The following is a 22,536-nucleotide window of genomic DNA, read 5'->3' on the forward strand; positions in this document are numbered from 1 at the left end:
GGTCACTATCCAGCTATCTCCAACTGCGCGAGGAGCCATTCTTTTTCCGTAAGGGGTTCAGTATCTGCTATTTGTGATTTTAATGCCAAACGTTTTTCTTTATCATAAGGAGGAAGCTTCATCAACTGATCTGTGAGGGTGAAGATGTTTATATAGATTTGTTTGTGGTAGCTATCGTGCTTGATCCGGCGTAGGTAAGCCCTTGTATTTTTTATATGAGCAGCTAGCAATTGAAAATCACCAGCTTCGTAGTAAATTTTCAGTTGAATAATTTTTGCACTAAACTGGTGAATAAAGTCCCGATCAGAAAACTGGTGTAATTTGAGGAGCGCTTTCCGGTGCTGCCCCTGATGATAAGCGAGGCGTGCTTCGTTTAGTGCATGAATACCATCCCGTCGATGAGGCTCTAGCTGATGACGATAAGCTTCGAGAAATTGAGCGGCCCAGTCCAGTTCTCCAGAACGGATTGCAATAATGGTGATATTGGAATAAGTGAAAGGCGTGAGGTAGCCATCTTCCCGGAGTAAATCTTGTTCTAGTCCTTTTCTGTAAAGTGCCAGTGCCTCTTTAAAGTAGATATTTCCTTTTTTATTGATCTGCCGGATACAGAAATTAATACCGAGGAGTACCAAGTCTCTTCCTTCACTATCTGGAAATTGAGGAAGATGCATCAAGAGCTGTCGCTCAAATTCATGGAATGCCAGCTCATTATCCGGCTCCTGGTACATTCGATAAGCATTGTAGTAAATGGTAATAGCAGGCTCTTGTTGATAAACCGGTAAAATAGCCAAAGTGAGAATCTCTGGTAGCATGGCTATTTCATAACTGGCCCCCGATACCCTCTGATGGGCAATACTCAAGCAAGCTAAACGCAATTTGTAGCTAATAAATGCTTTTTGAAGTGCACTTTCTTGTTGTTGGAAATTGAGGGCCATGCCCCGGCCTTCCCGTGATTGAAAAAGATATACTTCCTCTTCTAACTGGTAAAGTTGCAAATGAAAAGCGTGGTGCCGGAGCGGTTGCTGCTGTAGTTGATGGCGTTGCTTTTTTTCTCGCCGACGAAAATGTTTGTCAAGCCCGCGATTACGGTAAGCGGATAGCAATGCTGTATCACTGATGCTATTGCGTTGCATAGTGCGCCATTGCAGCCATTCTTCCAGGCACTGGTGCAGGTAGCTACATTGCAATCTGAATGTTTGATCATCGTATTCCTTGTTAGGGGCGATAACCTTGAACGCACCTTCTCTGGTAGGAGAAATACCTAGTTCAAAATACTGTTCTTCCAAGAAAAGGAACAATTTATGCAAAGCCGGTCGAGTGTTATGGAGCTCACATGCCAACCACAAAGCAGCCTGTTGGCGCTCTCTACGGTCTAAAGTGGTGATAAATGAGAGTAATAATGTATTTTTCAATATTTAATGTATTCTACAATATTTTTATTAAATCCTTTAAAATAAGCATTTATACTTCATTAAATATATTTTATTTCTTACAAACCTCATTATTTTGGTTTGTATGCCGGGGTAGCATAGAGCATATTTGTATTATAGAAAATAATCCTGNGTTATGTACACCAAAAAAATATCCACTATGGACCATAGAAAACTACTTATTTGGGCAGTAATGCTGCTTTTTGTGCTACCACTTGCGGGGCAGATTAATGTCTCCATGTCAGGTGATGCATTTATTTGTGAAGGAGATAGTGTCCAGTTAACTGCTAACCCCAGTGGTGGAGACGGTAACTACACTTATTTATGGACACCAGCGGCGGGATTAAGTTGTACCGATTGCTTGAGCCCAATCGCTAGCCCTATTGTTACAACTATTTATACCTTAACGGTAGAAGATGGCCTTGGAGAGCAAGGCAGTAATAGCGTAGAAGTGGTTGTTGCCTCTGCTCCAGTTATTGATATTGGAGCAACAGTAGTTACAAATTCAACCTGTGACGGTATCGATGACGGTGCTATTGATTTGGTTATGGGAGGAGGCGCATTTCCTGTTACTTACTTCTGGACAGGCCCTAATGGGTATGCCGCTACAACCCAGAATATTTCTAATTTAAGTGGGGGACAGTATACAGTGGTGGTCACCAGCGTTGACGGATGTGCGGTCTCAGCTACATTCACAGTACTTGATGGGAATAATATCACGGTCACTTCCAATATTACAGAAGCAAGTTGTGATGGTGTTACGCCAGGGTTTATTGATATTACGGCAAGTGGAGGAGATCCTTCTTACACCTATGATTGGTCAACAGGAGAAACAACCGAGGATATTTTCTTTCTTACAGCAGGTGTTTATATCGTTACCGTTACGGATGGTAATGGTTGTTCAACCGTAGAAAATTTCAATGTAGCTGCCGGAGCCCCTGTGCTAAGTGTATCTCTACAAGATGTTTCGTGTAACGGAGGAGCTGATGGCTTTATCCTCGTTGAAGCAGGCTCTGGCGATTGGCAATTTGACTGGAGTAATGGCTTTTCTGGGCCATTGATACAAAATTTAACTGCAGGAACCTATTGTGTGACGGTTACAAATGGTAGTACTGGGTGTACTGAAGAGGCTTGCTATACAGTGTCAGAACCCGCTTCACTGGTGGCCTTTATTGACGCTACGAATACTACTTGTGAAGGAGAAGGTGGCAGTTTGAACGTTACCGTTACAGGAGGCACACCTCCTTATACTTACCTTTGGTCTAATGGGGCTACAACTCAAACAATCAGTAATCTACCAGAGGGAGTTTATACCGTTACTGTTGTGGATGCAAATGGTTGCCAGGTAGAGATTTCAGGTGCTATTTTGTCGTCTCCAGTCTTTTCTTTTGAAATAATGGGTTTGCCCACGGAGCCGTGTATGAGTGAGTTTACCTTGATGCCAACGATAGACGGCGGCAGCGGAATCTTTACTTATCTCTGGCAAATAGATGGAGTAGTTGTAAGTACCGCTATGGAATTGGTGAATCCATTACCTGGGTTTATTTCCCTTACAATTACGGATGACAACGGCTGTAGTATCACCCAGACTGTTCAGTATGATCCAGCTCCGGCTGCGGTGATTACGACCTCGGGGATTCTTTCTTGTGCAACAGGGAGTGTAGTACTAGATGGTACAGGATCGGCTGTTGGTCCTGATTATGTTTATGAATGGATTGGCCCTGGCGGATTTATCAGTGATCAATTGATTGTAACCGTAAATACTCCGGGTGTTTATACACTTACAGTAAGTAATGCTGTTGTAGCTGATTGTAGTAGTACCGCCGAGGTAGTAGTAACAGACCTTACTTTGGATTTTGGAACGGGAATTCATACCACCGTGTTAGGCTGTAATGATTACCGCTTGCAAGCGATTGTTCCAGCGGATTATTTTGGGCAATTGGCTTTTCTATGGACCTTCCCTGATGGAACGACCACTAGCTCTGAACAGACAATTACTCCTACCCAGACAGGCGTATACACGCTGGAAACCGAGGCTGTAGGCTTGGAGTGTTTCTTTTATTCAACCGTATTTATTGACCTTGAAGCTGAAACCTGTGCGATCATTAATGGCTATGTACACCAAGATGATAATGAAGATTGTGCACCAGACCCTGCTGATTTGCCATTAGAAGGTTGGGAGGTGATCGCTACGGATGGCACCGCGAGCTATGTAGCCTTTACGGATAGCGAAGGGTATTTTGAAATCAATGTACCGATAGCTGTTAGCAGCGTTAGCTTGGTTCCTCCTTCGACGGCTTGGGATATTTGTGTCGAAACCATTAATTTGGATCCCCCGCTAGCAGGAGGAGAGGTACGTACCCTTGATTTCCCGGTGAAACGCCTCGTAGATTGTCCCGAACTGGAAGTATCATTAAGTGCAACTTTCCTGCGCCGTTGTTTCCCTAGTTATTATTATATCAATGTAACGAATGTTGGTACAGAAACAGCTGTAGATGCTGAAGTGATATTGGTGTTAGATGATTTTCTTTCTTACATGAATTCCAATGTCACTCCTACAGGAATAGTAGATCAAACGGTCGTATGGACTATAGGAGCTATTATTCCCAACCAAACGGTAACCATCTGGGTACAAGTGTTGGTCAGCTGTGATGCAGTGCTGGGGCAAACCCATTGTTCGGAGGTATTTGCTACCCCTGATCCTTTGTGTGCACCTGCACAAAACTGGTCGGGCACTAACTTGGAGCTTACAGGCGACTGTGATGGAACAGATGTGATATTCACAGTTCGTAATACAGGAGGAAATAACTTGGCAGAAACCGTCAACTACATCGTCATCGAAGATGGTGTGGCGATGATGCAATCTCAAACCCTGGAAGATTTGGGGGGCGATCAGGAAGAGATGTTCCTTTTCCCAGCCAATGGTTCTACTTATACCTTCCAGTTGGATCAGGTCGAAAACCACCCTTATTCTGAGTTGCTGAGCTTGTCGGTTGAAGGTTGTGGCCTCAACGAGCAAAATAGCTTCAGTACGGGATTTGTAAACCAGTTTAGCCAAAGTACTGCTACCTCAAGCAGCGACATATTCTGCCTGGAAAATGTAGGGTCGTACGATCCTAATGACAAGGCCGCTTTGCCAGTGGGGTACGGTGAACAGCACTACATTGTACCAGAAACGGAGCTTTATTACCGTATTCGTTTCCAGAATACGGGTACCGATACGGCCTTTACGGTGGTTGTCCGGGATACGCTTTCAGAGCACCTTGATTTACGCACCTTGGATTTAGGCTCAAGTAGCCATACGTATACCGCGAATATTGGTGGTGACCGGGCACTTACGTTTACCTTCAATAACATCCTGTTACCAGATAGTACTACCAATCTGGAAGCGTCGCAAGGCTTTGTTGATTTCCGTATTTCGCCAGATGTTTCTACGCCGCTGGAAACGGTAGTTGAAAACGATGCCGCGATCTATTTCGACTTCAATGAACCGATAATTACCAATACGGTATTTCATACCCTGGGACGTAACTTCCTGGAGGTAGTTGACACCGAAGTGGTACCTGGCGTAGCGCTTAACTGGAACATTTTCCCAAATCCAGTAGCTGATCAGTTACAACTGAATTTGAGTGGCGAAGCAGTTCCCGAAACCTTACAGTTGCAAGTGATGGATGCCCAAGGGCGCTTGTTGCGCAATGTATCCTTCAGTGGTAATACACATTCACTTTCTGTAGCAGATTTGCCTGCTGGTTGGTATCAATTAAGGTTGACACTTACCAACGGCGATTTGTTAGGAACAGCAAAGTTGGTGAAGAAGTAATTAAGGCTTCTCATTGTTTTAGTAAAGCCATTCTTTCCGCTCGATAGCGGGGAGAATGGCTTTTTTGTTTTTTTTTGAAAAAGGCACAATTTCTAGTAAAAGGTTGTTTAGGAAGATAGAGCAGCCGTGGGCTTGAACTTAGAAATTGATTTTTTTCGCACATCTGCTTATCTTTAAGTACTTGGACAAAAGAAATGTGGTATTGATTTTTAGCGCTATTTTTCTTCTAATCAAGGGAAGCCCGGAAACTGGTAGCCAAAGCTACCAAGTTGAGGACTGTACGAAGAGTAGGAGGAAAAGACTCAAAAAGCAATCCGTGATTACATTTGTCCAAGTACTTAAGTAATAACAAACACACCTTGATGATGTCATTAATACCTGATAATTGGATTAGAGAAGATTTCCTTGCATTAGCACTTCATTATGCTGCAAGGGCAGACCTCAATATTAGTGCTGATGAAAAAGAATTTATGCAAAACCGATGCGGCAAAGCGCATTGTGAAAAAGCAAAGGCCTTCAGTAAAGACAAATCTGATTACGAGATCATACAGGTACTCACCGAGATGAAGGGACGCTTCTTTCCTGGCGAAGAAGGAACCAGTACCTTAAAAGGACACCTTGTAGGCCTCTTTAAGGTCGATGATGACTATAGTCATTTAGAACATAATTTGATGTTGGGCTTGGATCGGTTGTGGTAGGGCTGGGGGTAAAAATAAGTTGTCGACAATGAACAAAACAATATAAAACCAAAACCTTGAATTGGTATATAATTGGTCTCCCTTCATTAGTAGCATTTGTACTAACTAGCCTTCTTTTATTTAGATGGTATGCTAAAAGAAGAGGATTAGCAATCATTATTGTATTAATTAAAAGGTCTAGATTTAAAGAGGCAAAAGAATGTTTGACTAGGTATCTAAAAGATTTTCCCAGCTCAAATATCGCATGGGCTTTATTGGGAACAGTCGAATTAGCGTCTCATAATATAAGCAAAGCTAAATTGGCGTATGAAAAAAGCTTATCAGTTGACCCCAATTACAGTAATGCTCTGTGTGGTCTTGGTGTAGTTTATCGAAATGAAAAGGACTTTGAAAAAGCGGAGGATTATTATTATATACTTTGTTTACTTGAAGGGGAAATAGGATTAAATGACCTATTTGAGTTAGAACCATGATCAAAGTGTATGTAATGATGGCAATAACTCAGATTTGAGAGGCGATTGAACTGACAATTAGGTCTTACTCGCCAGAAATAATAATATAATATAAAAATATGCCCATCACAAGGGTATAAGAGAGTATATCAATATTTCCTTTTGAGTGATTGCGCTGAATTGGATAACTTATAATTTGTTTACTGATAAAAAACTCAAATGAATAAGAAATTGATCAATGTTTTTCTTGTCTTATTCATGATTTTGAATGCTTGCCATGGACGAGAAAGTTTAGAATTAAAAATAATAATTAAAAGCGATACAGTAAATCAATTGCAAACTGTTTTGTATCAAATTAAATGGTATAACCGCTCAAATGATACTGTTAAAATTAGGGATGATTGGGGTTCGATAGTACGACCTAAAATAGAAGTTCGAAAAAACGATGAGAAGGATTGGAATGAACTTTGGCGGTCTAATGAAGAATTAATTAGGCAATGTTACCTGAAACGAGGAAGTCCATTGTGGTGTAGCTATGTTAGACCTAGGTTCTTTATTATACCGCCTAAAGAATCAGTTGTTACAGATGCTTCGTATTTTCCGATGCCAGAAAATATGAATCAGCCTATATTAACTCCAGGCAATACTTATGAATTTAGGTTTATAGTTCCAGAGGTTTTAAGTAAATGGAAGATTAGTCAAAAAACTGATCTTGTGTATATAAGCTTCTCAACTAGAGAAAATCAAGCACTTTTAGCAAAAATGATAGATTTTGACCTAAATCCTTATGATTTATTTAAATCCTGGAATAGTTGTAGCAAGGATAGTTCCGTAGTTAGAAGGTTTCAAGAATTAAGCGTTTTACACCCCAATAGTGACATATCAGAGTTAGTTCAACTCAAGGTTACGGAATGGGATTGGTTAACATTGAGTAACGAAGACTTTTCAATTAAATATTCGAAAAAAAATCTTTTTGAGCAGTTGAGTACTCTCAAAGCAATGTTGAAAAGCGAATTTTATGATGAAAAGCTCATTAGGGAAATGATTTATGAGAATTTAGAGAGAGGGCTGAAAAATGGCTATAGCATTGACGAATACTTTGACAACATGGAATTTGCTGATGGGGATTAACGCAAGGTGAAGGAAATAATGTTTTTGCTTTTTTGGGATACGACCCCTAAAAGATTAGGCACGTTGTTGTTGAGTGGGCTTATTTCAATGGCAGCTGATGTTTCATTGAGGAAATTTATGTTCACATTCTTTTGAGGCCCCGAAAGAATCAAGTTGGCTGAGCCAAGAACTAACCCCAATGCTGCATCGGGGGATCGGCTGGTCACCTTATTCTTGAGCGAATCATACTTAGCCTTTGTAAGTCCAATTTCAAGTGTAAAGTTGTATGCCAGAATCACTTTTGTAGGAATCAAGGCCAGGGAGCCATCGTCGGCAAAGAAATTGGGAGCGCCTGATAGTAATTCGTATTGCGTTTGTTCAAAAAACGCTTCCTCGAACCATATACCCGGCTTGATGGGAAATGCCCCTAAGCCGGAAAATTTCGCCGTAGCAGTATAATGCCCTGCGGGAATCTCTTCTTCTGGTTCGGACAGTGAACGACTTCCAGTGTCGTCTAAATTAACAAGGAGCAAAGCATCCTGCAGCGTGGCCATTGGTGTAAATGCCCCTAAGCCCCAGCTTTCATCGGCAGTAGCATCGGTAGCCTGGATGGTAATAGGGAATAGCCCCTTTGTGGCAATGTCCTTCCATTTTGTAAACACAGCATCAAAACCTTCAATGACATACTTCGGGGAATACGAGTTGCTGGAACTAGGAGGGTAGGTGTTTACGGGCATATTATAAATATTCTTCTCCGTAAGTACTCTGGCGCCGGTGATGAAACTAACCATCCCTAAGGCCTCAATCAAGCTAGGGGTAGCTTGCGTACTTTTTGACGTAGGCAAAAGACTATTTAATACATCAACAATAGGTTTGATGCTAGTGACACTTCTTAAAATTGTCTTAGCTGTTTCCTCTGCTTGTTCTAATTGTGCTATAAGTTTCGAAACAGCTGGTGATAATGAACGAGTCCCTGGTTTATTCTTGCTAAGTAAATCCATTAGCTTGTTCTGAAGCTCGAGTTTAGTGTCTCTAAGTTCTCGGTAGGTTGCTTTCTGGAAAGATGGCATATCAGTGGGAACCAAATTGTCAAGAAAGATCGCGTAGCTGTTAATTAAATCACCAGCAGGTGCGTAAGAAGATGACCAACGTGGTAGGTTATTGCCAATGTTGAAAATTGCTTCATTAATAATTGCTTCGTTACTATTGGTGAGATCAGTAGTGAGGTAAAAGCCAGAAAAGGAAATGCCAAATTTGATCGCGTCAAATTCTAAATTGTCATGATCAATTAGATAGTTAACTATTTGATCATTTAGCCTATCAATTGAAACCGACAATTTAGAGGCATCGGGCATAGTATAAATGGGTTTGTCTAATAAAATCGACCGAGACCCGCTAAAGTATTAGCATGCAGGCCCCGGTCGGTCTCCTAAAGAGATCTAACTAATTAGTACTTGTTGCTAATAATGCCCAACAGAAGCGGTACCGTCGTTGGAGGAGGTACAATTTCAATCGTATGGCTATCATCATTGTAAGTGAAGCTGGACGTTTTGTCGAAAGACGACTCGTTGCCACCAAAGCTGAACGGCCCTACTCCAATTGATAAAGAGGCAGACTGCTGGAAGGCGGTCTTCAGAGAATTGTAATTCGCATTACTCACCTTGATGGTAATTTTTGGGCCAAAGCCTAAAATAGCAGAAGATGGAATCAAATTCAAGCTACCACCATCCCCGAAAAACTTAGGCGCGGTAGGTAAAAGCTTATCGTTGTAATTTTGGATCATGCCAGCCTTGAACCAGTTGGAATCCGCATTGATAGGGAATGACCCCACACCATTGAATGAGATTTCACAATCAAAAGAAGAAGCTTCCCAATCAAATTTGGTAGCTTCATAAGAAGCCTGAGCAGATGCTTTGACAGAGAACCATGAACGGTACGAGGCTTTAGCGCTAGCTGCCCAACCGTAGTTGTGGTAATTCGAACTAGCAAAATTGCCAGATAAACTGATTTTGGTATTGTACTGTTTTTGTGTGCTCGCCGTTTGCCAGCTGGAGTACACCTGTGCAAATCCTCCACCCAGGTTGTAGGCTGGCCGGAAAGTATCAGTGAGTGAATCAACTGGTGCTGGTGGCGTTTGGCCAGGTAGTACTTTCGTTGCACCCGCTGGCTGAATTGCACCAACCTTCACGGCCATGTTGTAGACATTCTTCATCATAATGTCTCTAGCTCCATTATTGAAGCCAACGGCCAATTGGGCTGCATTTAAGGTCTGGAACCCTGCACCATGAGCCTGCACCATGAGCTGGTTGTAATCAGCTACCGCACCTTCCAGCGAGCTTTTGGCGGCTGCCAGTGTAGGGTAGTTTGCGTTAGCCCACTGAGGAAAAGCAACAGAAGAACCACTCATCTCTTTGAAAGCCTTCCATTGTGTATAGGCGGCGATCTGTACAGAATTGTAATTCGTCTGGTTGTCCGAAACGTTACCTGAGGCAATGTTAATCTGACTCTGTAGGTTTGGGTTTGTATCTCCGCCCAAATCGATATTCTGTAAGAATAAAGAGTAAGAGGTTACAAGGTCTCCGCTTGGTGCGTAGGCAGGATCAGCTGCCGGCAGCATATTGCCAATCCCAAAGACGCTTTCGGCGGTGATTTCTGCATCTGCATTAGCCACATCTGCATAGAGCGTAGTACCAGCAATTGAAACTGCTTGGTCGGTACTTCCTGGTGTGAAATTTGGGGCAGCCACTTCTACAAGTTTCTCGTAGAATTTTGCCCATACTTGATCTGAATTAAAAGCCATTGAATACGAATTTTTAGGCACTACAATGCAATAGCAAACTGTAAGGCAGTTTAACTTTTTACAATTAGTAGTTAGGTTGAAAAATAAAGAACACAGGTAGAATAGATGTGTTTTTATCTATTCCGGGTTATGGTAATTTGGAGAATAAATTTAAGTTATACGTACTCCTTTTTATGTGAAAATAATTTAATATTTATACATAAAAAGAAGTGAAGAGTAATTCTTTTAAACGGATAGTAATCAACCTGAAATTGAAGTATTTTAGATTAAGCTAAACAGTTTAGTAAAGAATAATTTAGAGGGGAGATAATGAAGCTTTAAAGTAAAACATTTCATTGTTGTAAAGGTAAGCACTTGATGCTATTTGGCTTTATAACTATTTTGTCAAAATGTATAATTATAAGTGCATTCCTTTGCGAAGTCATTCCATCTCTTCGTTACGAGTCTGACTTGGGAGAATATCAAATTCCTTAGCGTATACGTGCGTAAAGTAGGAGGGGGAATTAAAACCACAGCCGTAAGCAACTTGAGCAATTGTTAGCGTTGTTTTTACGAGTAGGTTTTTAGCACTCTGCAAGCGAACACTACGAATATAAATAGCTGTTGACCTGCCAGTAAGCGCTTTTAGCTTGCGGTACAGTTGTGATTCGCTCATGCCTAATGCATTGGCTAATCGGCTGTTACCAAACGCTGGGTCGTTTAAATTACTTCTGACTAGCGTATCAATGCGGAAGAGTAAGTCTTGACCAGCAATATGTTTTATGGCTGGTGTATTCGACTCAGATTGCAGCTCTTTTTCACCACGTTTTAATGGGTTTGCTTTTTGCAAGGCTTTTAGCTGGATAATTAATTCTTCTTTTGAGAGTAAGCTGTAAATGTCACCAGCGACGGATGAGTTGGGTGAGGTTGGGTTTTTCATGCTAAAGTGGAAGTTGGGTTTAGTAAAGAGCAAGGAGGTTTTATTTCATTTGTTATATTGTTTTAATTTTTAATTTAATGCAGGTGGAAGTGTATATTTAATTTACGGTAAGGTATAGGTTTTGAACAAGAAAAGAATGGGTATAAATACGTGTTTAATGCAAAATGATAAGGACTTGTATATTTTTGTTCTATAGCGATGCAGGATGTAGCGTGTGGTTTTTAGCAGGAGCTAAAAAGGAGGAGGAGCTTAAATTAGTACTATGAACATCAAAATGAATGAAGAAAAGCGGCAAATAATTATCAAATTGAGAAAGGGTTCGATTCCAGGCAGGGATCGGTCTCGCACGTCAAGCTTCCCAAGTCAGACGTTCCCCAATTCAATACCGCACAAGATTAAACTGCAACATGTGTACGCCATAATAATTGGTGAAAGGCAGAGTCAGTTGCAGGGTTTGTCGGTCAACATAATTGACGACTCCTGTACTGTAACCCTGGGCCTGCACATAAATGTTATTCCCGTTCAGACTGTAGTAGATATTCTCTGAACCGAATTCCGTACTGAGCGTGACAACGCCATTTGATTGGAAATTATAGACGGCTCCAATCAATAACAATAACGATTGATCTTCTGCGGTAGCATTATAAGCAACGCCGTCACGAATCACATTAATGGTACTTACCTGCCAAGATCCCATCAGTAAATCTGCTGTAGTAGGGTTTGTTGGTGTACTAATATTTTGCTGATTGTCGTCGTAAATAGTTGTCTCGTTATAGCCATTATTGTAGTCATCTAGTCCTGCTTCGTTGATGACTGCTCCAATGACAAGGAGTAAAACCAAGCTAACGGCAACTCCTACGCCTATCCACATGCCAATGCGACGCTTTGGTGCGGGAGTGGTACTAGCACCAGAGAAAGAGCGAGTTTGAGCCCGACCACTGCCAGAAGACGGTTTACGCCTACTGTTTTGCATTTGTTGCTGGCAGTGTGTGATGAGTTTTTCTACTTTGGCATTGTTGTTGATTTTCAGAGCTTCCTGAAAATATTCGATCGCCAAGCGATAGTTTTCTTGCTGGAGTGCTGCTTTGCCATTTTCGTAATGACCTAAAAAGGCAATGTTACTCTGGCAGAGGTTGATTTGCTCTTCGAGGTATTCTTGGGTAGGTGCAAAGCCGGGTAAATGAGCTTGTAGGGCCGCGCGATACTTGCTACGTGCTTCTTCCAGTTTACGATCACCAAAAAGCGATTCCGCATTTTTTACCAGCTCGTCAAATGATTGCCGTAACTGGGTACGTTCACTTTCGCGTGCTGCAATTTCCTGTTGTGCCTTTTGCCGTTCCTTTCTGTTTTCCTTGAGCTTAGACAGTCGCTCCTTTGCTTCGGTTACGTATTTCCCGGAAGGAGCATATTTGCTGATGTAATCTTCGTAGCCAAGTTCGGTATCGTTGATTTTTGTACTTGACCAAATCTCATCTTCTTCCAGGAGGTTGATCTTACGGTTGGCAGCGGCTACATATTTTCCGGCAGGAAAGCCTGCGATATAATTGCGATACTCTACCACTTTATCGGCTTGGCAAACTTCTTGCCAGACCGCCTCCTCGTCGCGACGAAGATAGAAGACAAACTCGCCCCCCTCATCGGCACTGTTTTGGATACGGCCATCCACGGGGTGTTGCTTGGCTTGGGTGAAGACGTAGTCTTTTACAAATTTAATGATACTCGTCGCATCTAATTTTGGAGAAGTATTCTTACGTAAATAGGTAAGAATACCTGCGGAGAAGGGACTGTTCTCTCCTTTTTTACCATCAGAAACGGTTTCATGACGGCCAGAGGCTAAAATGCGGCGAGACTTAAATCGCTCATCAGGAATGGCATTTCGTTTGCGAACGACCAGTGAACCTGAGAAGCAGCTATCGACGATCAGTAAGGTATGTTGTGTGTCGAGTGCGTTGATTCGCTTGACGATGTTGGCGTTGCTGATAAAGTTACTTTCGTCGTTGGGTTTGGCATTGACGGGAATCCAGTACCCTTCGTCAAATTCGTCATCATAATGACCGTGGCCAGAGTAGTAAACGATGAGGTTGTCTAGCGGCTCCAGTCGCCGTTTCATATCTCTTAAAGCCTGGTAAATATTGGTCTCGGTGGCCTGCTCGTTGAAGAGCGTGAAAATGTTTTCTTTTTCAAACTGGTACTGACTAGTAAGAACGTCGGCAAAATCCTGGGCATCTTTTACGGCATTAGAGAGCGGTTGCCACTGGCGGTAGGTATCAATACCGATAGTGAGCAGATAGTTTTTGCCACTTTTGCCGGTGGCATCAATGCTTTGCTGTCTTCCGAAACTCCTTTGGGTAGCCATGCGTAAAACGGTTTTGGTGTATCAGGCCCGGTACGAGGTGGCTTTCCAGTGAAGTCCTACAAGGGATAAGCCCCGGCCATTTGTAACGGGTAGTATACTACTTTATGAGTCTATCTGTGAAAGGGTTACCAACTTTCGAAGATACGTAAAATTAATACTAACTTTGCGCAAAATTGGCCAACAGGATGGAGATCTTTAAGAAGTTTACGTTTGATTCTGCCCATTATTTGCCTTACGTCCCCGAAGACCATAAGTGCCGGAGGATGCACGGGCATACCTACATTGTGCGCTTGTACATTAGCGGAGAGCTAGACCCCAAGTTGGGCTGGGTTGCAGATTTTGGAGACGTCAAAGCAATATTCAAACCCCTCGAAGAAAGGCTCGACCACCGCACGCTTAATGATATCCCTGGCTTGGAGAACCCCACAGCAGAGAATCTCGCCATTTGGATTTGGCGGGAAGTTAAGCCTCAATTACCTGCACTTTCGCGCGTAGAGGTTTGTGAAAACCCCAGTAGCGGTGTTATCTATAAAGGAGAGTACGAGTAAGCTCTAATTTTGCCGTAAGGTTGATGTTGGGTTCAAAATAGCTAAACGCCAAGTTTGGTAACTCACCGTTAAAAAGGCAATGCTAACAAGGGTAAGTACCGCTCCGGAAAGCACCCACCAGGGAAAAGAAATTCTGTGTGCATACCCTTCCAGCCATTCGCTCATACCCAGGTAAGTAATCGGAATTCCAATCAAAACGGCAATAAGAATCAACCAGAGGAAATCTCGGAAGAATAACAATACAATGCTCTGCACCGAAGCACCGAGTACTTTCCTAATGCCAACCTCTTTGGTACGTTGAAGGGCCAGATAAGAAGACAAGCCCAGCAACCCCATGCAGGCCACAAAAATGGCAATGACAGAGAAATTGAGGAAAATTACGCCAAAACGCTTATCTGCAGCATAGATTTTCGCAAAGCGCTCATCTAAAAAGGTATAGGCAAAAGGCGAGTTGGGAAACATCTCGCGGTAGGTGGTCTGAATAAAGTCCAGCTGTGAAGTCATTTGTTCTCCACTTAATTTTACGACACTGCGAGGAGGTGTTTGGGTGTAGTAAAAGATGGTAGGCTCGACCTGTTGTTTCAGAGAGGAACGGTTGAAATCATCAATAACCCCTACGATGGGTAACCTTGCGGCATTTGGCCCTTCTCTTAATTGCAACAGCTCACCAACCGCCTGGTTTGGGTCAGGGATATTCAGTAATTTCAGGAAGGCGGTATTAACCATGACAGCGTTGGAATCCGCAGCAATTTCTCGGTCAAAATTCCGGCCGGCAAGTGTGGCTATATTCAATACATCAAGATAATTGTCATCTGCTCCGGTGAGGTATACCGTAGATTTGATAATATCTGTTTTGCCAGGAATACTTACGGCGCCGCTCATAGAATTGATATCAAAACTTTCTCCGCCAGGCATATTTTGTATGCCACCAACACGCTTTATTCCAGGTCTAGCCAATAGCGCATTTTCAAATGTTCTGATCTTGCTGATATACGCTGCGCGGGTCATATTCTCACGGGCAGGCCTTTCAAATCCAACGACATGAGTGGTGTCCATTCCCATTTTTGTAGCCGTAAGAAAATTTACCTGCTTGTAAATGATCACCGTACTGGCGATAAGCAAAAGGGAAGCTGCAAACTGTACCACAACCAGTAGTTTACGTAAGAATACCCCTTTGGGGGTACGGCTGAAAGCACCACGCAAAGCATTGATAGGCTGAAAAGAAGAAAGCACAATGGCGGGGTAAAACCCTGTTGCAACAGTACCGATAACAAAGAAAATTGCCAATTGCCCTAAGAAAGAAGCATTAAAAAAGACATTACCAATAACCGTACTACCAACGAGCTCATTGAAGTAAGGCGTGAGCGCAAAAGCGAGCAAAAGAGCAGCTAGAGCACCGAATAAATTGATAAGCAAGGATTCGAAAAAGAACTGTCCGATAAGTTGCTTTTGTTGAGCACCAACAACCTTGCGCAAACCTACTTCTTTGGCGCGTTCTACCGCTTTGGCTGTGGATAGGTTAATATAGTTGATCCACGCAATCAGCAGGATGAAAATAGAGATGATACTCAGGAAGTTTACTGCCTTGGCGCTGCCATGAACCTGAGGTTCAAAAGTGAAATCAGAATGAAGATGAATGTCTTTTACAGGTTGGAGGTTGAAAAATAACTGGTCTTCTTCACCAATGTATTTCTTTGCCAATGCGGGGAGTTTCTTCTCTACTTGGGCCAGCGTTGCGCCTGCATCAAGCAATACATAGCTGTAATAATTGTAACCATCCCATCCGTATTGCTCTAGGTCTTCTTGGTAGCTGGACAGTGATACAAGAATATCAAAATGGTAGTGCGTGTTTTCAGGAATATCCTCAATAATTCCGGTAACGGTAAAAGCCTTATTGAATTCATCGAGGTCTTCAATCGTTTTTCCTATAGGGTTTTCCTCGCCAAAATATTTCGCAGCCTGAGTCTTCGTCAAGACGATACTGAAAGGAGAGGAGAGCATCGTTTTTTTGTTGCCTTCAAGTACAGCATAAGCGAAAAGGTCAAGAAAATTAGTGTCTACGGCAATGACGTTAAGTTCTTCGATCGGCTGATTGCGCTTACGAAAGACCATCCGTTCTGTTTTGTAAGTCGTCGTAGCATTGATGACTTCAGGAATCTCTTCTATAAACATACTCGCTGTTCCTGCAAAAGACATCGCGTCGCGGGTGTCTATTTTCCCGCTTACGAGCTGGTCAGTCGTTACTCGATAGAGCTGGTCAGAAGCGTAGTGGAAATCGTCGTAGCTTTTTTCGAAAGCAGTGTATTGCTGTAAAAAAAGAAAGGCAGTAAGCCCCAAAGCCAAGCCTGAAATAAAAATGGTGGTCTGGAAAGGCTGCTTACGAAGGCTACGAAAGCCGATTTTTAGGTAGTTGCGAAACATGATGGGAAGGCTCTAAGTGTGAAGAAACATTACGCTTGGTTTGCGAAAATCAAACGTACCTAGTTGTAAAAGAGATGTGTATAAAGCAGAAGCCCCCCTATTTTATAAGTACACCTGTTTTGTTAATCCCGTGTCACCTTTCGGCTTTAGCAACACAAATAACGACCGTCGGCTTGGTGTTTTGGTGCATAGTAGGTTATTTTTGCGGCGACTAACACCCCTTCTTCACGTATAACATCTATTTACGTGGCGTTTAGCTGCGGTTAAATGATTCTACGTAGCTTACAACTATCTGTATTTCAAACTGTTTTGTTTTTCAATGCCTAATTTTTTTTCTTATGTCAACTTACACCGATCAACAGATCCAGCAAGCCTTAGCCGATTGGCCGGTTCGCTTCAAGAAGTATGCCCAATCAGACAGTAGTCGGGCTATTCTTCAGATCATCACTTCCTTCGGGCCATTCATCGCCATTTGGGCTTTGATGTACCAGAGCCTAGAGTGGTCGTACGGTATTACCTGGGCTTTAGCCTTGCTGAATGCCTTCTTTACCGTTCGAATCTTTATTATCCAGCATGATTGTGGCCACCGATCTTTTTTCAAAGACCAACGTTGGAACCGGATTGTAGGCTGGATAGGGAGTTTGTTTACCTTTATTCCATTCCAATACTGGGCGCAGGTACATGATTTTCACCATGGTCACAGTGGGCAGCTAGAGGTGCGCGACATCGGCGATATTCAGACGATGACTGCCAAAGAATATGCAGAAGCTACGCCAAAGCAACGCTTGGCTTACCGGATTTTCAGGATGCCACTGATTACTTTTGTCGTTGGGCCAATGGTTTATTTACTGCGTAATAACAGATTTACGTTAGTGAAACTCCAAGGTTGGCAAAACAACCGGAAATGGTTGGCACTGAACAATCTGTTCCTGTTTATGGCTTACGGCCTTGGAATGTGGGCGTTTGGTTGGAAAACGTTTTTGATGATTCAGCTGCCTATCGTCTTCTTGTTCGCGATTATTGCTGTTTGGTTTTTCTTTGTACAGCATCAGCACGAGTTGGCTTATAAGCATTGGAAAGACAATTGGGATTATCTCCTGAGTGCGATCCGAGGCAGTAGCTTCTATAATTTACCAGGCTGGTTACATTTCCTTACGGGAAATATCGGTTACCACCACATTCACCACTTAAATAGCCGGATTCCTAGTTATAATCTGGTACGTTGTGCGAAAGAGAATCCGGATTTACAACAGTATGTAACTTCGGTAACCTTCTTTAAGAGTCTACAATTCATGTTCCACAAGCTCTGGGATGAGCAGACGGAACGGATGATTACCTTCAAGGAATTCTATCAGCGTTACGAGCCGACAGCTAAGGCTTAAACCTTACAGTATTAGGTACTTAGTATAGGGTATAGGGATTTTGAATTCCTAAAATGGATACGATACCAAGTACGATCTACTTTTACCTAGTACAGTGAGGTTTAGCTAGCGCTGCTGCTTCGCGGTGATGGGTTCAGTTTGCTCTGTGCGCAACGCAAACGATAAAAAAAGGCTTCGGCCCGCTTGCCTATATCCTGAAAAGGAAGACAAACGGGCTGAAGCCCTTTTTTATTTGCAAAGTTGTATTGGTTATGGCATCACATTTTGGTAGACGCTCAGGTTAGTTTCCTAACTAACCTGTTGTATCCCGCTGGTCTCTCGACCAGCAGCATCAATTCCCCACCATAAATAGCGCATTGCTGAATAGGAAAGTACCATTCTCCCAAAATCCGCGATAAAGTGGATTGTCCACCAAGTATACGAGTTGCCCGCCACCATGGCGTTTTACGCCATATACCAAGGTATTCTTCATCTTCTCTTTGGCATTACTGCCTACAAAACCACTGATCATAGGATCATCTCCGATGGTTCCAATATTCCAACCGCTATCCATAGGGGCGTAGGCAGAGGTGCCGGTTTTAAGAGAGAAGTAAGTCTCGTCTAATCCGAAAGCCAGTGGATGCGAGGTATCCATTTTTACACTGAAAATTGCACCGGGGATAGCATCAGCAATACTGCGGCGTTCGGCACCGGCATAGCTGTGGTCCTGATGGGGGGCGCTGGGTTCATTATCACTGGTCGCACTTTTATAGCTGAGGCCAGAACCAGACTGATCAACGAGAGAAGAAACTGCTGCTCCGATGGCAATCAATTTTCCTCCACTACGGACCCACTTGGCAATGCTTTCACCTGCACCGTCATTCATTCGGTAATAACCTTCTGGTAAAATTAAAACGTCGATATCCTCGCCAGTCCAAGATTCCAAATCATCAGGGTAGTAAATGTGGATAGGGTAATCAAGGCGCTGCTCAAAGAAGTGCCAAACTTGACCGGCCTCGTTAGAGTAGGTTCCTTCACCAGCTACCATTGCAACCCGAGGAGCAGCTAGTAGCATCATCGCCCCAGAACCAAAATCAGGCCCATTGTCGGTGAAGCCAGTTGTGACGGCTTTTACCCTTATTTTATTCGCACCGGCAATCTCGCGAACGACAGCGTCAAAATTTTCCTTTTTACGGTTGTCAGCCCGAGTAATAACCAGGGTGCCGGCTTGGTATTCTTCTCCATTGAGTTGGAAGGCTTTGCTGGCTGCTCTTACCTGCACCTCTGCTTTGAATAATTGAGCAAGAAAGTGTGCCTCCTGCATAGATTCCCAAGGAACCAAATAAGCATAAGGGTTTGGATTACTTGCCAGGTCATTTTTGTTAGCTGCTGTTTCATAACCTTCTTTTACCGTTACGCGCGTAGTACTGGCAAAAGCTTCAAGGCCATACGCATAAGGTAGGCTCCAGGCGGTGATATCGTAAGTAAGAGAGTCTACAACCTCCGTAGTTGGGTCGAGTAAAACCTGGGTCAAGACCGAACGAGGTTGGTAAGCGCTGATAACAAGGTCGTTACTAGCAATGCTGATGCTCTCTTGTTTACCATTTTGGTAATTATAGGCATTGACCTTGCTGGTACTTGCAGTACCATATTCGATACCATTGCGATCCAAAAATGTCAAAAGCGCCTCCATTCTTGGCTGCGAATTATCTCCTTTGATGATATAGGTCTTGTAAGAACCAGTAGGATTGTCAGCTGCTCGTTTGAAATAGTCTGTAAACTTCTGCACCAAACGATCAGCGCTTTTACTGGCAATCTCGATGGTACTCAAAGAGGTCGTCCGGTGGTGAGCTACCCGGTCATAAAGGGTAAGCGTATCACTATTAGGAAGTAGAATAGCAGAGCCGCCCTTGCTGTGGCCACCTTGCTCGTAAGTCATCCCTATTGCGCCATTGAAGGTAGGATAAGTATCGCCGTAGCTAGGGTAGAGTAAGTCAAATACCTCGCGAGTAAAGTAGAGCCAACCATTTTGGTCAAAATACTTGGCGTGATTTTTCCCAATTTCTGTCTGGAAATCACTCTGCCATTTTGTGATGTAGGCGTGGAAAGGCTGTGCTGCTGGTGCAAAATAGTAAGGGTTATCAAACCACTGCTCGTGCAGATCGGCGTGAATGTGCGGCATCCACTGGTGGTATTTTACGATCCGCTGCTGTGATTCTACCTGCGTTTGCCAAGCCCAGTCACGGTTGAGGTCAAACATGTAGTGATTGGTACGACCACCGGGCCAGGGCTCGCGATGCTCGCGTACATCAGGGGTGATGTCACGATCGGTCGTAGCTACGCCTCGGAACCAGCTTGAGTAACGAGAATAACCATCCGGGTTAACAGAAGGGTCGATAATGACGATGGTATTCTTGAGCCACTCCTGAGCTTCTTTGTTATTAGGATCAACAAGGTCGTAGATGACCCCCATGCTGGATTCTGCACCAGCGGCTTCATTGCCGTGTACGCTATAGCTAAGCCATACGATGGCCCGGTCAAGTGCGGGGTCGGGTGTACCTCCTTCGATGCCTGCCCGGCGAAGGTGGTTAAGGCGGATAGCCTCAATTTGATCCATGTTCTCCTGTGTAGAAACGACAGCGAGGAGTAGTGGTCTTTGTTCGTTGGTACGGCCATATTCTTCGAGTTGTACAGCCTTGTTGTTAGCGGCTACATGCTCGAAATAATCCACCAAAATATGGTGGGGAGTAAAGGTCTCTCCCAGACGATGTGGGAGGAAGCTATCAGGGCTTTGCACTTGGCCCATTAATAATAAAGGCAAGAAGGCGATTAACAGCCCGACGGTATAGCGTTGTGATATCATCATACAGTAGTGAAATAAAAAATGATGTGAATACTCATTCCCTAAAGGAAAATTTCACAATATTAGGAGATTATTAGTAAATAAAGAGCTAAAATAGACATCCTGTGTTCAATACCATCATCTCCGCAGTAGAATTAGCATCAGAATTGGCGAATCCCAATTGGCTGGTCATTGATTGTCGTCATGAGTTGGCCGATACGGAAAGTGGGCGGCGAGCCTTCCTGGAGGCTCATATTCCCGGCGCACGTTTCGCTCATTTGGACGAAGACCTGAGCGGTCCTATCATTCCCGGTACTACGGGGCGGCATCCTTTACCTTGCGTTACTGTGATGAAGCAGTTGTTTGGCCGTTGGGGTATTAGTCCAACTACGCAGGTAGTTGTTTATGATGATAAACGCGGAGCCATTGCTGCTCGCCTATGGTGGATGCTTCGTTTCCTGGGGCACGATGCCGTGGCGGTACTAGATGGTGGCTTGGCCAGTTGGGAAAAAGCGGGGTTGCCCCAAAACACAGAAGTCAAAAAAATGGCCCCAGTGAACTTTGTCGCGGAAGCACAAGAAAATTGGACCAATGATGCAATAGCCGTGGATCAGCTGAGAGTGACACCTGGTGCCGTGGTCATAGATTCTCGCACACCAGAACGTTACCGCGGAGAAGTAGAACCTATCGACCCTGTAGCGGGCCATGTACCCGGTGCCATCAATATGCCCTTTGCTGATAATTGGACGAGCGAAGGTTTGCTCAAGTCTCCGGAAGAATTACGTACTCGTTTTGCAGCGTTACCAGGAGCAGAACAGACTACCTTCTATTGTGGATCTGGCGTTACGGCTTGTCATAATATCCTCGCTTATGCACACGCCGGGTTGGGCAATGCACGACTTTATCCGGGTTCCTGGAGCGACTGGATTACGGACGAAGGGAGAGAAATAAGTGTACTTTGATGCGTGAGAGACTATCGTATAGTCTTCCAATGCAGGATTTGTGAAAATTTGAGGAAGATATTTTTTCAGCTCACAAGGCGCAACCTCGAAGAAGCCGCGAAGCGAAACGTAGGCAACGCAGCGCGTTGGCGAGGCTTTGGAACGCGGTGAGATGGAAAAAGAGCCGGTCAAAAATCACAAATCCTGGGTTGGAGGACTATATATTGGTTATTCATCTTATCAGCTTCTGGTCCGGCGAAGAATAACGTCCCCATTTGATACAGCCCTAAGCATGAAAGGTACAGTATACCGTTTGTATCTATAGCAATCTTTTAGGTTTTATGGCGAGGTGCAGCGCACCGTACTCTATTTAGCAGGATTGTCTACCTTCAATGGTTTTATTAAAGGTTGGGAGATATAGCACGGTGCGCTGCACCTTTTTTATGAGACAATATTATTTGCTATAGATAGGATGGTGCTCTGCACCAAAATCGCTAGCCTGAAATGGGGGGTATTCGCCGATCCTTAAGGGGTATCATCATAACTATTGAAAAACAATGAACGAAACACTAAGGCAAAAAATAATCAACGTTTGCAATGAAAAAATTGAGAAAAAAGGAGAAAACGTAGGGCTTTCCTTTTATGCTTTTTTTGCTAATAAAAATGATAACCCAACACTATTAATGGAAGCTGCCGAGTGGTGGATTATGACGCATAAATTAGACCATTTTGAGAAAGCCGTGAAAATTAGAGAGATGGCAAAAAACAACTTATGATGAAATTGAATATTACAGGCATTTTGTTTTACTGCGTCATGATAATATTTTCTTCTTGCAAA

Annotated in this window: 15 protein-coding genes; 8 read left to right on the forward strand and 7 right to left on the reverse strand. The window is 43.4% G+C overall.

Annotated features, from left to right (window positions below; all coding sequences use genetic code 11):
• Nucleotides 1-5: 5 nt before the first annotated feature.
• The gene (locus A3EU_RS0119410; RefSeq protein WP_020537863.1) at nucleotides 6-1,412 is read right to left on the reverse strand and encodes a hypothetical protein; all 1,407 of its coding nucleotides are present in this window, start codon (nucleotides 1,410-1,412) and stop codon (nucleotides 6-8) included.
• Between the two features lie 178 nt (nucleotides 1,413-1,590).
• Between A3EU_RS0119410 and A3EU_RS0119415 the strand changes: the two genes are divergently transcribed.
• From A3EU_RS0119415 to A3EU_RS0119430, 4 genes are all read left to right on the forward strand, one after another.
• Nucleotides 1,591-5,250 (forward strand): DUF7619 domain-containing protein, encoded by a 3,660-nt coding sequence (locus tag A3EU_RS0119415; RefSeq protein WP_020537864.1) that lies wholly within the window; start codon nucleotides 1,591-1,593, stop codon nucleotides 5,248-5,250.
• Nucleotides 5,251-5,612: 362 nt separating this feature from the next.
• Complete coding sequence (locus A3EU_RS0119420; protein ID WP_044086218.1) at nucleotides 5,613-5,948, forward strand: hypothetical protein; 336 nt, start codon at nucleotides 5,613-5,615, stop codon at nucleotides 5,946-5,948.
• Nucleotides 5,949-6,004: 56 nt separating this feature from the next.
• On the forward strand, nucleotides 6,005-6,421 hold the full coding sequence (locus A3EU_RS0119425; protein WP_020537866.1) for a tetratricopeptide repeat protein: 417 nt from the start codon (nucleotides 6,005-6,007) through the stop codon (nucleotides 6,419-6,421).
• Nucleotides 6,422-6,619: 198 nt separating this feature from the next.
• Nucleotides 6,620-7,531: a hypothetical protein gene (locus tag A3EU_RS0119430; protein WP_020537867.1), complete on the forward strand. Its 912-nt coding sequence runs from the start codon at nucleotides 6,620-6,622 to the stop codon at nucleotides 7,529-7,531.
• On the opposite strand, the gene A3EU_RS0119435 is transcribed toward A3EU_RS0119430, so the two are convergent.
• The 4 genes from A3EU_RS0119435 to A3EU_RS0119450 form a co-directional block, all read right to left on the reverse strand.
• A complete protein-coding gene (locus A3EU_RS0119435; RefSeq protein WP_020537868.1) occupies nucleotides 7,528-8,865 on the reverse strand; it encodes a hypothetical protein in 1,338 nt (445 codons plus the stop codon). The genes A3EU_RS0119430 and A3EU_RS0119435 overlap by 4 nt on opposite strands.
• A gap of 92 nt (nucleotides 8,866-8,957) precedes the next feature.
• Nucleotides 8,958-10,310: a hypothetical protein gene (locus A3EU_RS0119440; protein WP_020537869.1), complete on the reverse strand. Its 1,353-nt coding sequence runs from the start codon at nucleotides 10,308-10,310 to the stop codon at nucleotides 8,958-8,960.
• Between the two features lie 421 nt (nucleotides 10,311-10,731).
• Nucleotides 10,732-11,229, reverse strand: a complete 498-nt coding sequence (locus A3EU_RS0119445; RefSeq protein ID WP_020537870.1) for a helix-turn-helix transcriptional regulator — start codon at nucleotides 11,227-11,229, stop codon at nucleotides 10,732-10,734.
• 379 nt (nucleotides 11,230-11,608) lie between these two features.
• Nucleotides 11,609-13,585: a caspase family protein gene (locus tag A3EU_RS0119450; protein WP_020537871.1), complete on the reverse strand. Its 1,977-nt coding sequence runs from the start codon at nucleotides 13,583-13,585 to the stop codon at nucleotides 11,609-11,611.
• A gap of 185 nt (nucleotides 13,586-13,770) precedes the next feature.
• Between A3EU_RS0119450 and queD the strand changes: the two genes are divergently transcribed.
• Nucleotides 13,771-14,133 carry a 6-carboxytetrahydropterin synthase QueD gene (gene queD / locus A3EU_RS0119455; protein WP_020537872.1) on the forward strand — a complete coding sequence of 121 codons (363 nt, stop codon included), beginning with the start codon at nucleotides 13,771-13,773 and terminating at the stop codon, nucleotides 14,131-14,133.
• A 3-nt stretch (nucleotides 14,134-14,136) separates the two neighbouring features.
• On the opposite strand, the gene A3EU_RS0119460 is transcribed toward queD, so the two are convergent.
• Nucleotides 14,137-16,554 (reverse strand): ABC transporter permease, encoded by a 2,418-nt coding sequence (locus tag A3EU_RS0119460; protein WP_020537873.1) that lies wholly within the window; start codon nucleotides 16,552-16,554, stop codon nucleotides 14,137-14,139.
• A 338-nt stretch (nucleotides 16,555-16,892) separates the two neighbouring features.
• Between A3EU_RS0119460 and A3EU_RS0119465 the strand changes: the two genes are divergently transcribed.
• Complete coding sequence (locus A3EU_RS0119465; protein ID WP_020537874.1) at nucleotides 16,893-17,936, forward strand: fatty acid desaturase; 1,044 nt, start codon at nucleotides 16,893-16,895, stop codon at nucleotides 17,934-17,936.
• A gap of 331 nt (nucleotides 17,937-18,267) precedes the next feature.
• Here A3EU_RS0119465 and A3EU_RS0119470 read toward each other — a convergent pair whose 3' ends face one another.
• Complete coding sequence (locus tag A3EU_RS0119470; RefSeq protein ID WP_020537875.1) at nucleotides 18,268-20,781, reverse strand: M14 family zinc carboxypeptidase; 2,514 nt, start codon at nucleotides 20,779-20,781, stop codon at nucleotides 18,268-18,270.
• Between the two features lie 101 nt (nucleotides 20,782-20,882).
• Here A3EU_RS0119470 and A3EU_RS0119475 point away from each other — a divergent pair, with 101 nt between their 5' ends.
• Nucleotides 20,883-21,719 (forward strand): sulfurtransferase, encoded by an 837-nt coding sequence (locus A3EU_RS0119475; protein ID WP_020537876.1) that lies wholly within the window; start codon nucleotides 20,883-20,885, stop codon nucleotides 21,717-21,719.
• 536 nt (nucleotides 21,720-22,255) lie between these two features.
• Nucleotides 22,256-22,474, forward strand: coding sequence for a DUF6500 family protein (locus A3EU_RS0119480; RefSeq protein WP_020537877.1), 219 nt, complete (start codon nucleotides 22,256-22,258; stop codon nucleotides 22,472-22,474).
• The last annotated feature ends 62 nt before the right edge of the window (nucleotides 22,475-22,536 follow it).

The organism is Lewinella cohaerens DSM 23179 (assembly GCF_000379805.1).
Lineage (GTDB): Bacteria > Bacteroidota > Bacteroidia > Chitinophagales > Saprospiraceae > Lewinella > Lewinella cohaerens.

Bases quoted from the DNA above. Each gene is read 5' to 3' on its own strand.
- A3EU_RS0119415 (WP_020537864.1), top strand. From the start codon at position 1,591: ATGGACCATAGAAAACTACTTATTTGGGCAGTAATGCTGCTTTTTGTG.
- A3EU_RS0119420 (WP_044086218.1), top strand. From the start codon at position 5,613: ATGATGTCATTAATACCTGATAATTGGATTAGAGAAGATTTCCTTGCA.
- A3EU_RS0119430 (WP_020537867.1), top strand. From the start codon at position 6,620: ATGAATAAGAAATTGATCAATGTTTTTCTTGTCTTATTCATGATTTTG.
- A3EU_RS0119435 (WP_020537868.1), bottom strand. From the start codon at position 8,865: ATGCCCGATGCCTCTAAATTGTCGGTTTCAATTGATAGGCTAAATGAT.
- A3EU_RS0119440 (WP_020537869.1), bottom strand. From the start codon at position 10,310: ATGGCTTTTAATTCAGATCAAGTATGGGCAAAATTCTACGAGAAACTT.
- A3EU_RS0119445 (WP_020537870.1), bottom strand. From the start codon at position 11,229: ATGAAAAACCCAACCTCACCCAACTCATCCGTCGCTGGTGACATTTAC.
- A3EU_RS0119450 (WP_020537871.1), bottom strand. From the start codon at position 13,585: ATGGCTACCCAAAGGAGTTTCGGAAGACAGCAAAGCATTGATGCCACC.
- queD (WP_020537872.1), top strand. From the start codon at position 13,771: ATGGAGATCTTTAAGAAGTTTACGTTTGATTCTGCCCATTATTTGCCT.
- A3EU_RS0119460 (WP_020537873.1), bottom strand. From the start codon at position 16,554: ATGTTTCGCAACTACCTAAAAATCGGCTTTCGTAGCCTTCGTAAGCAG.
- A3EU_RS0119465 (WP_020537874.1), top strand. From the start codon at position 16,893: ATGTCAACTTACACCGATCAACAGATCCAGCAAGCCTTAGCCGATTGG.
- A3EU_RS0119470 (WP_020537875.1), bottom strand. From the start codon at position 20,781: ATGATGATATCACAACGCTATACCGTCGGGCTGTTAATCGCCTTCTTG.
- A3EU_RS0119480 (WP_020537877.1), top strand. From the start codon at position 22,256: ATGAACGAAACACTAAGGCAAAAAATAATCAACGTTTGCAATGAAAAA.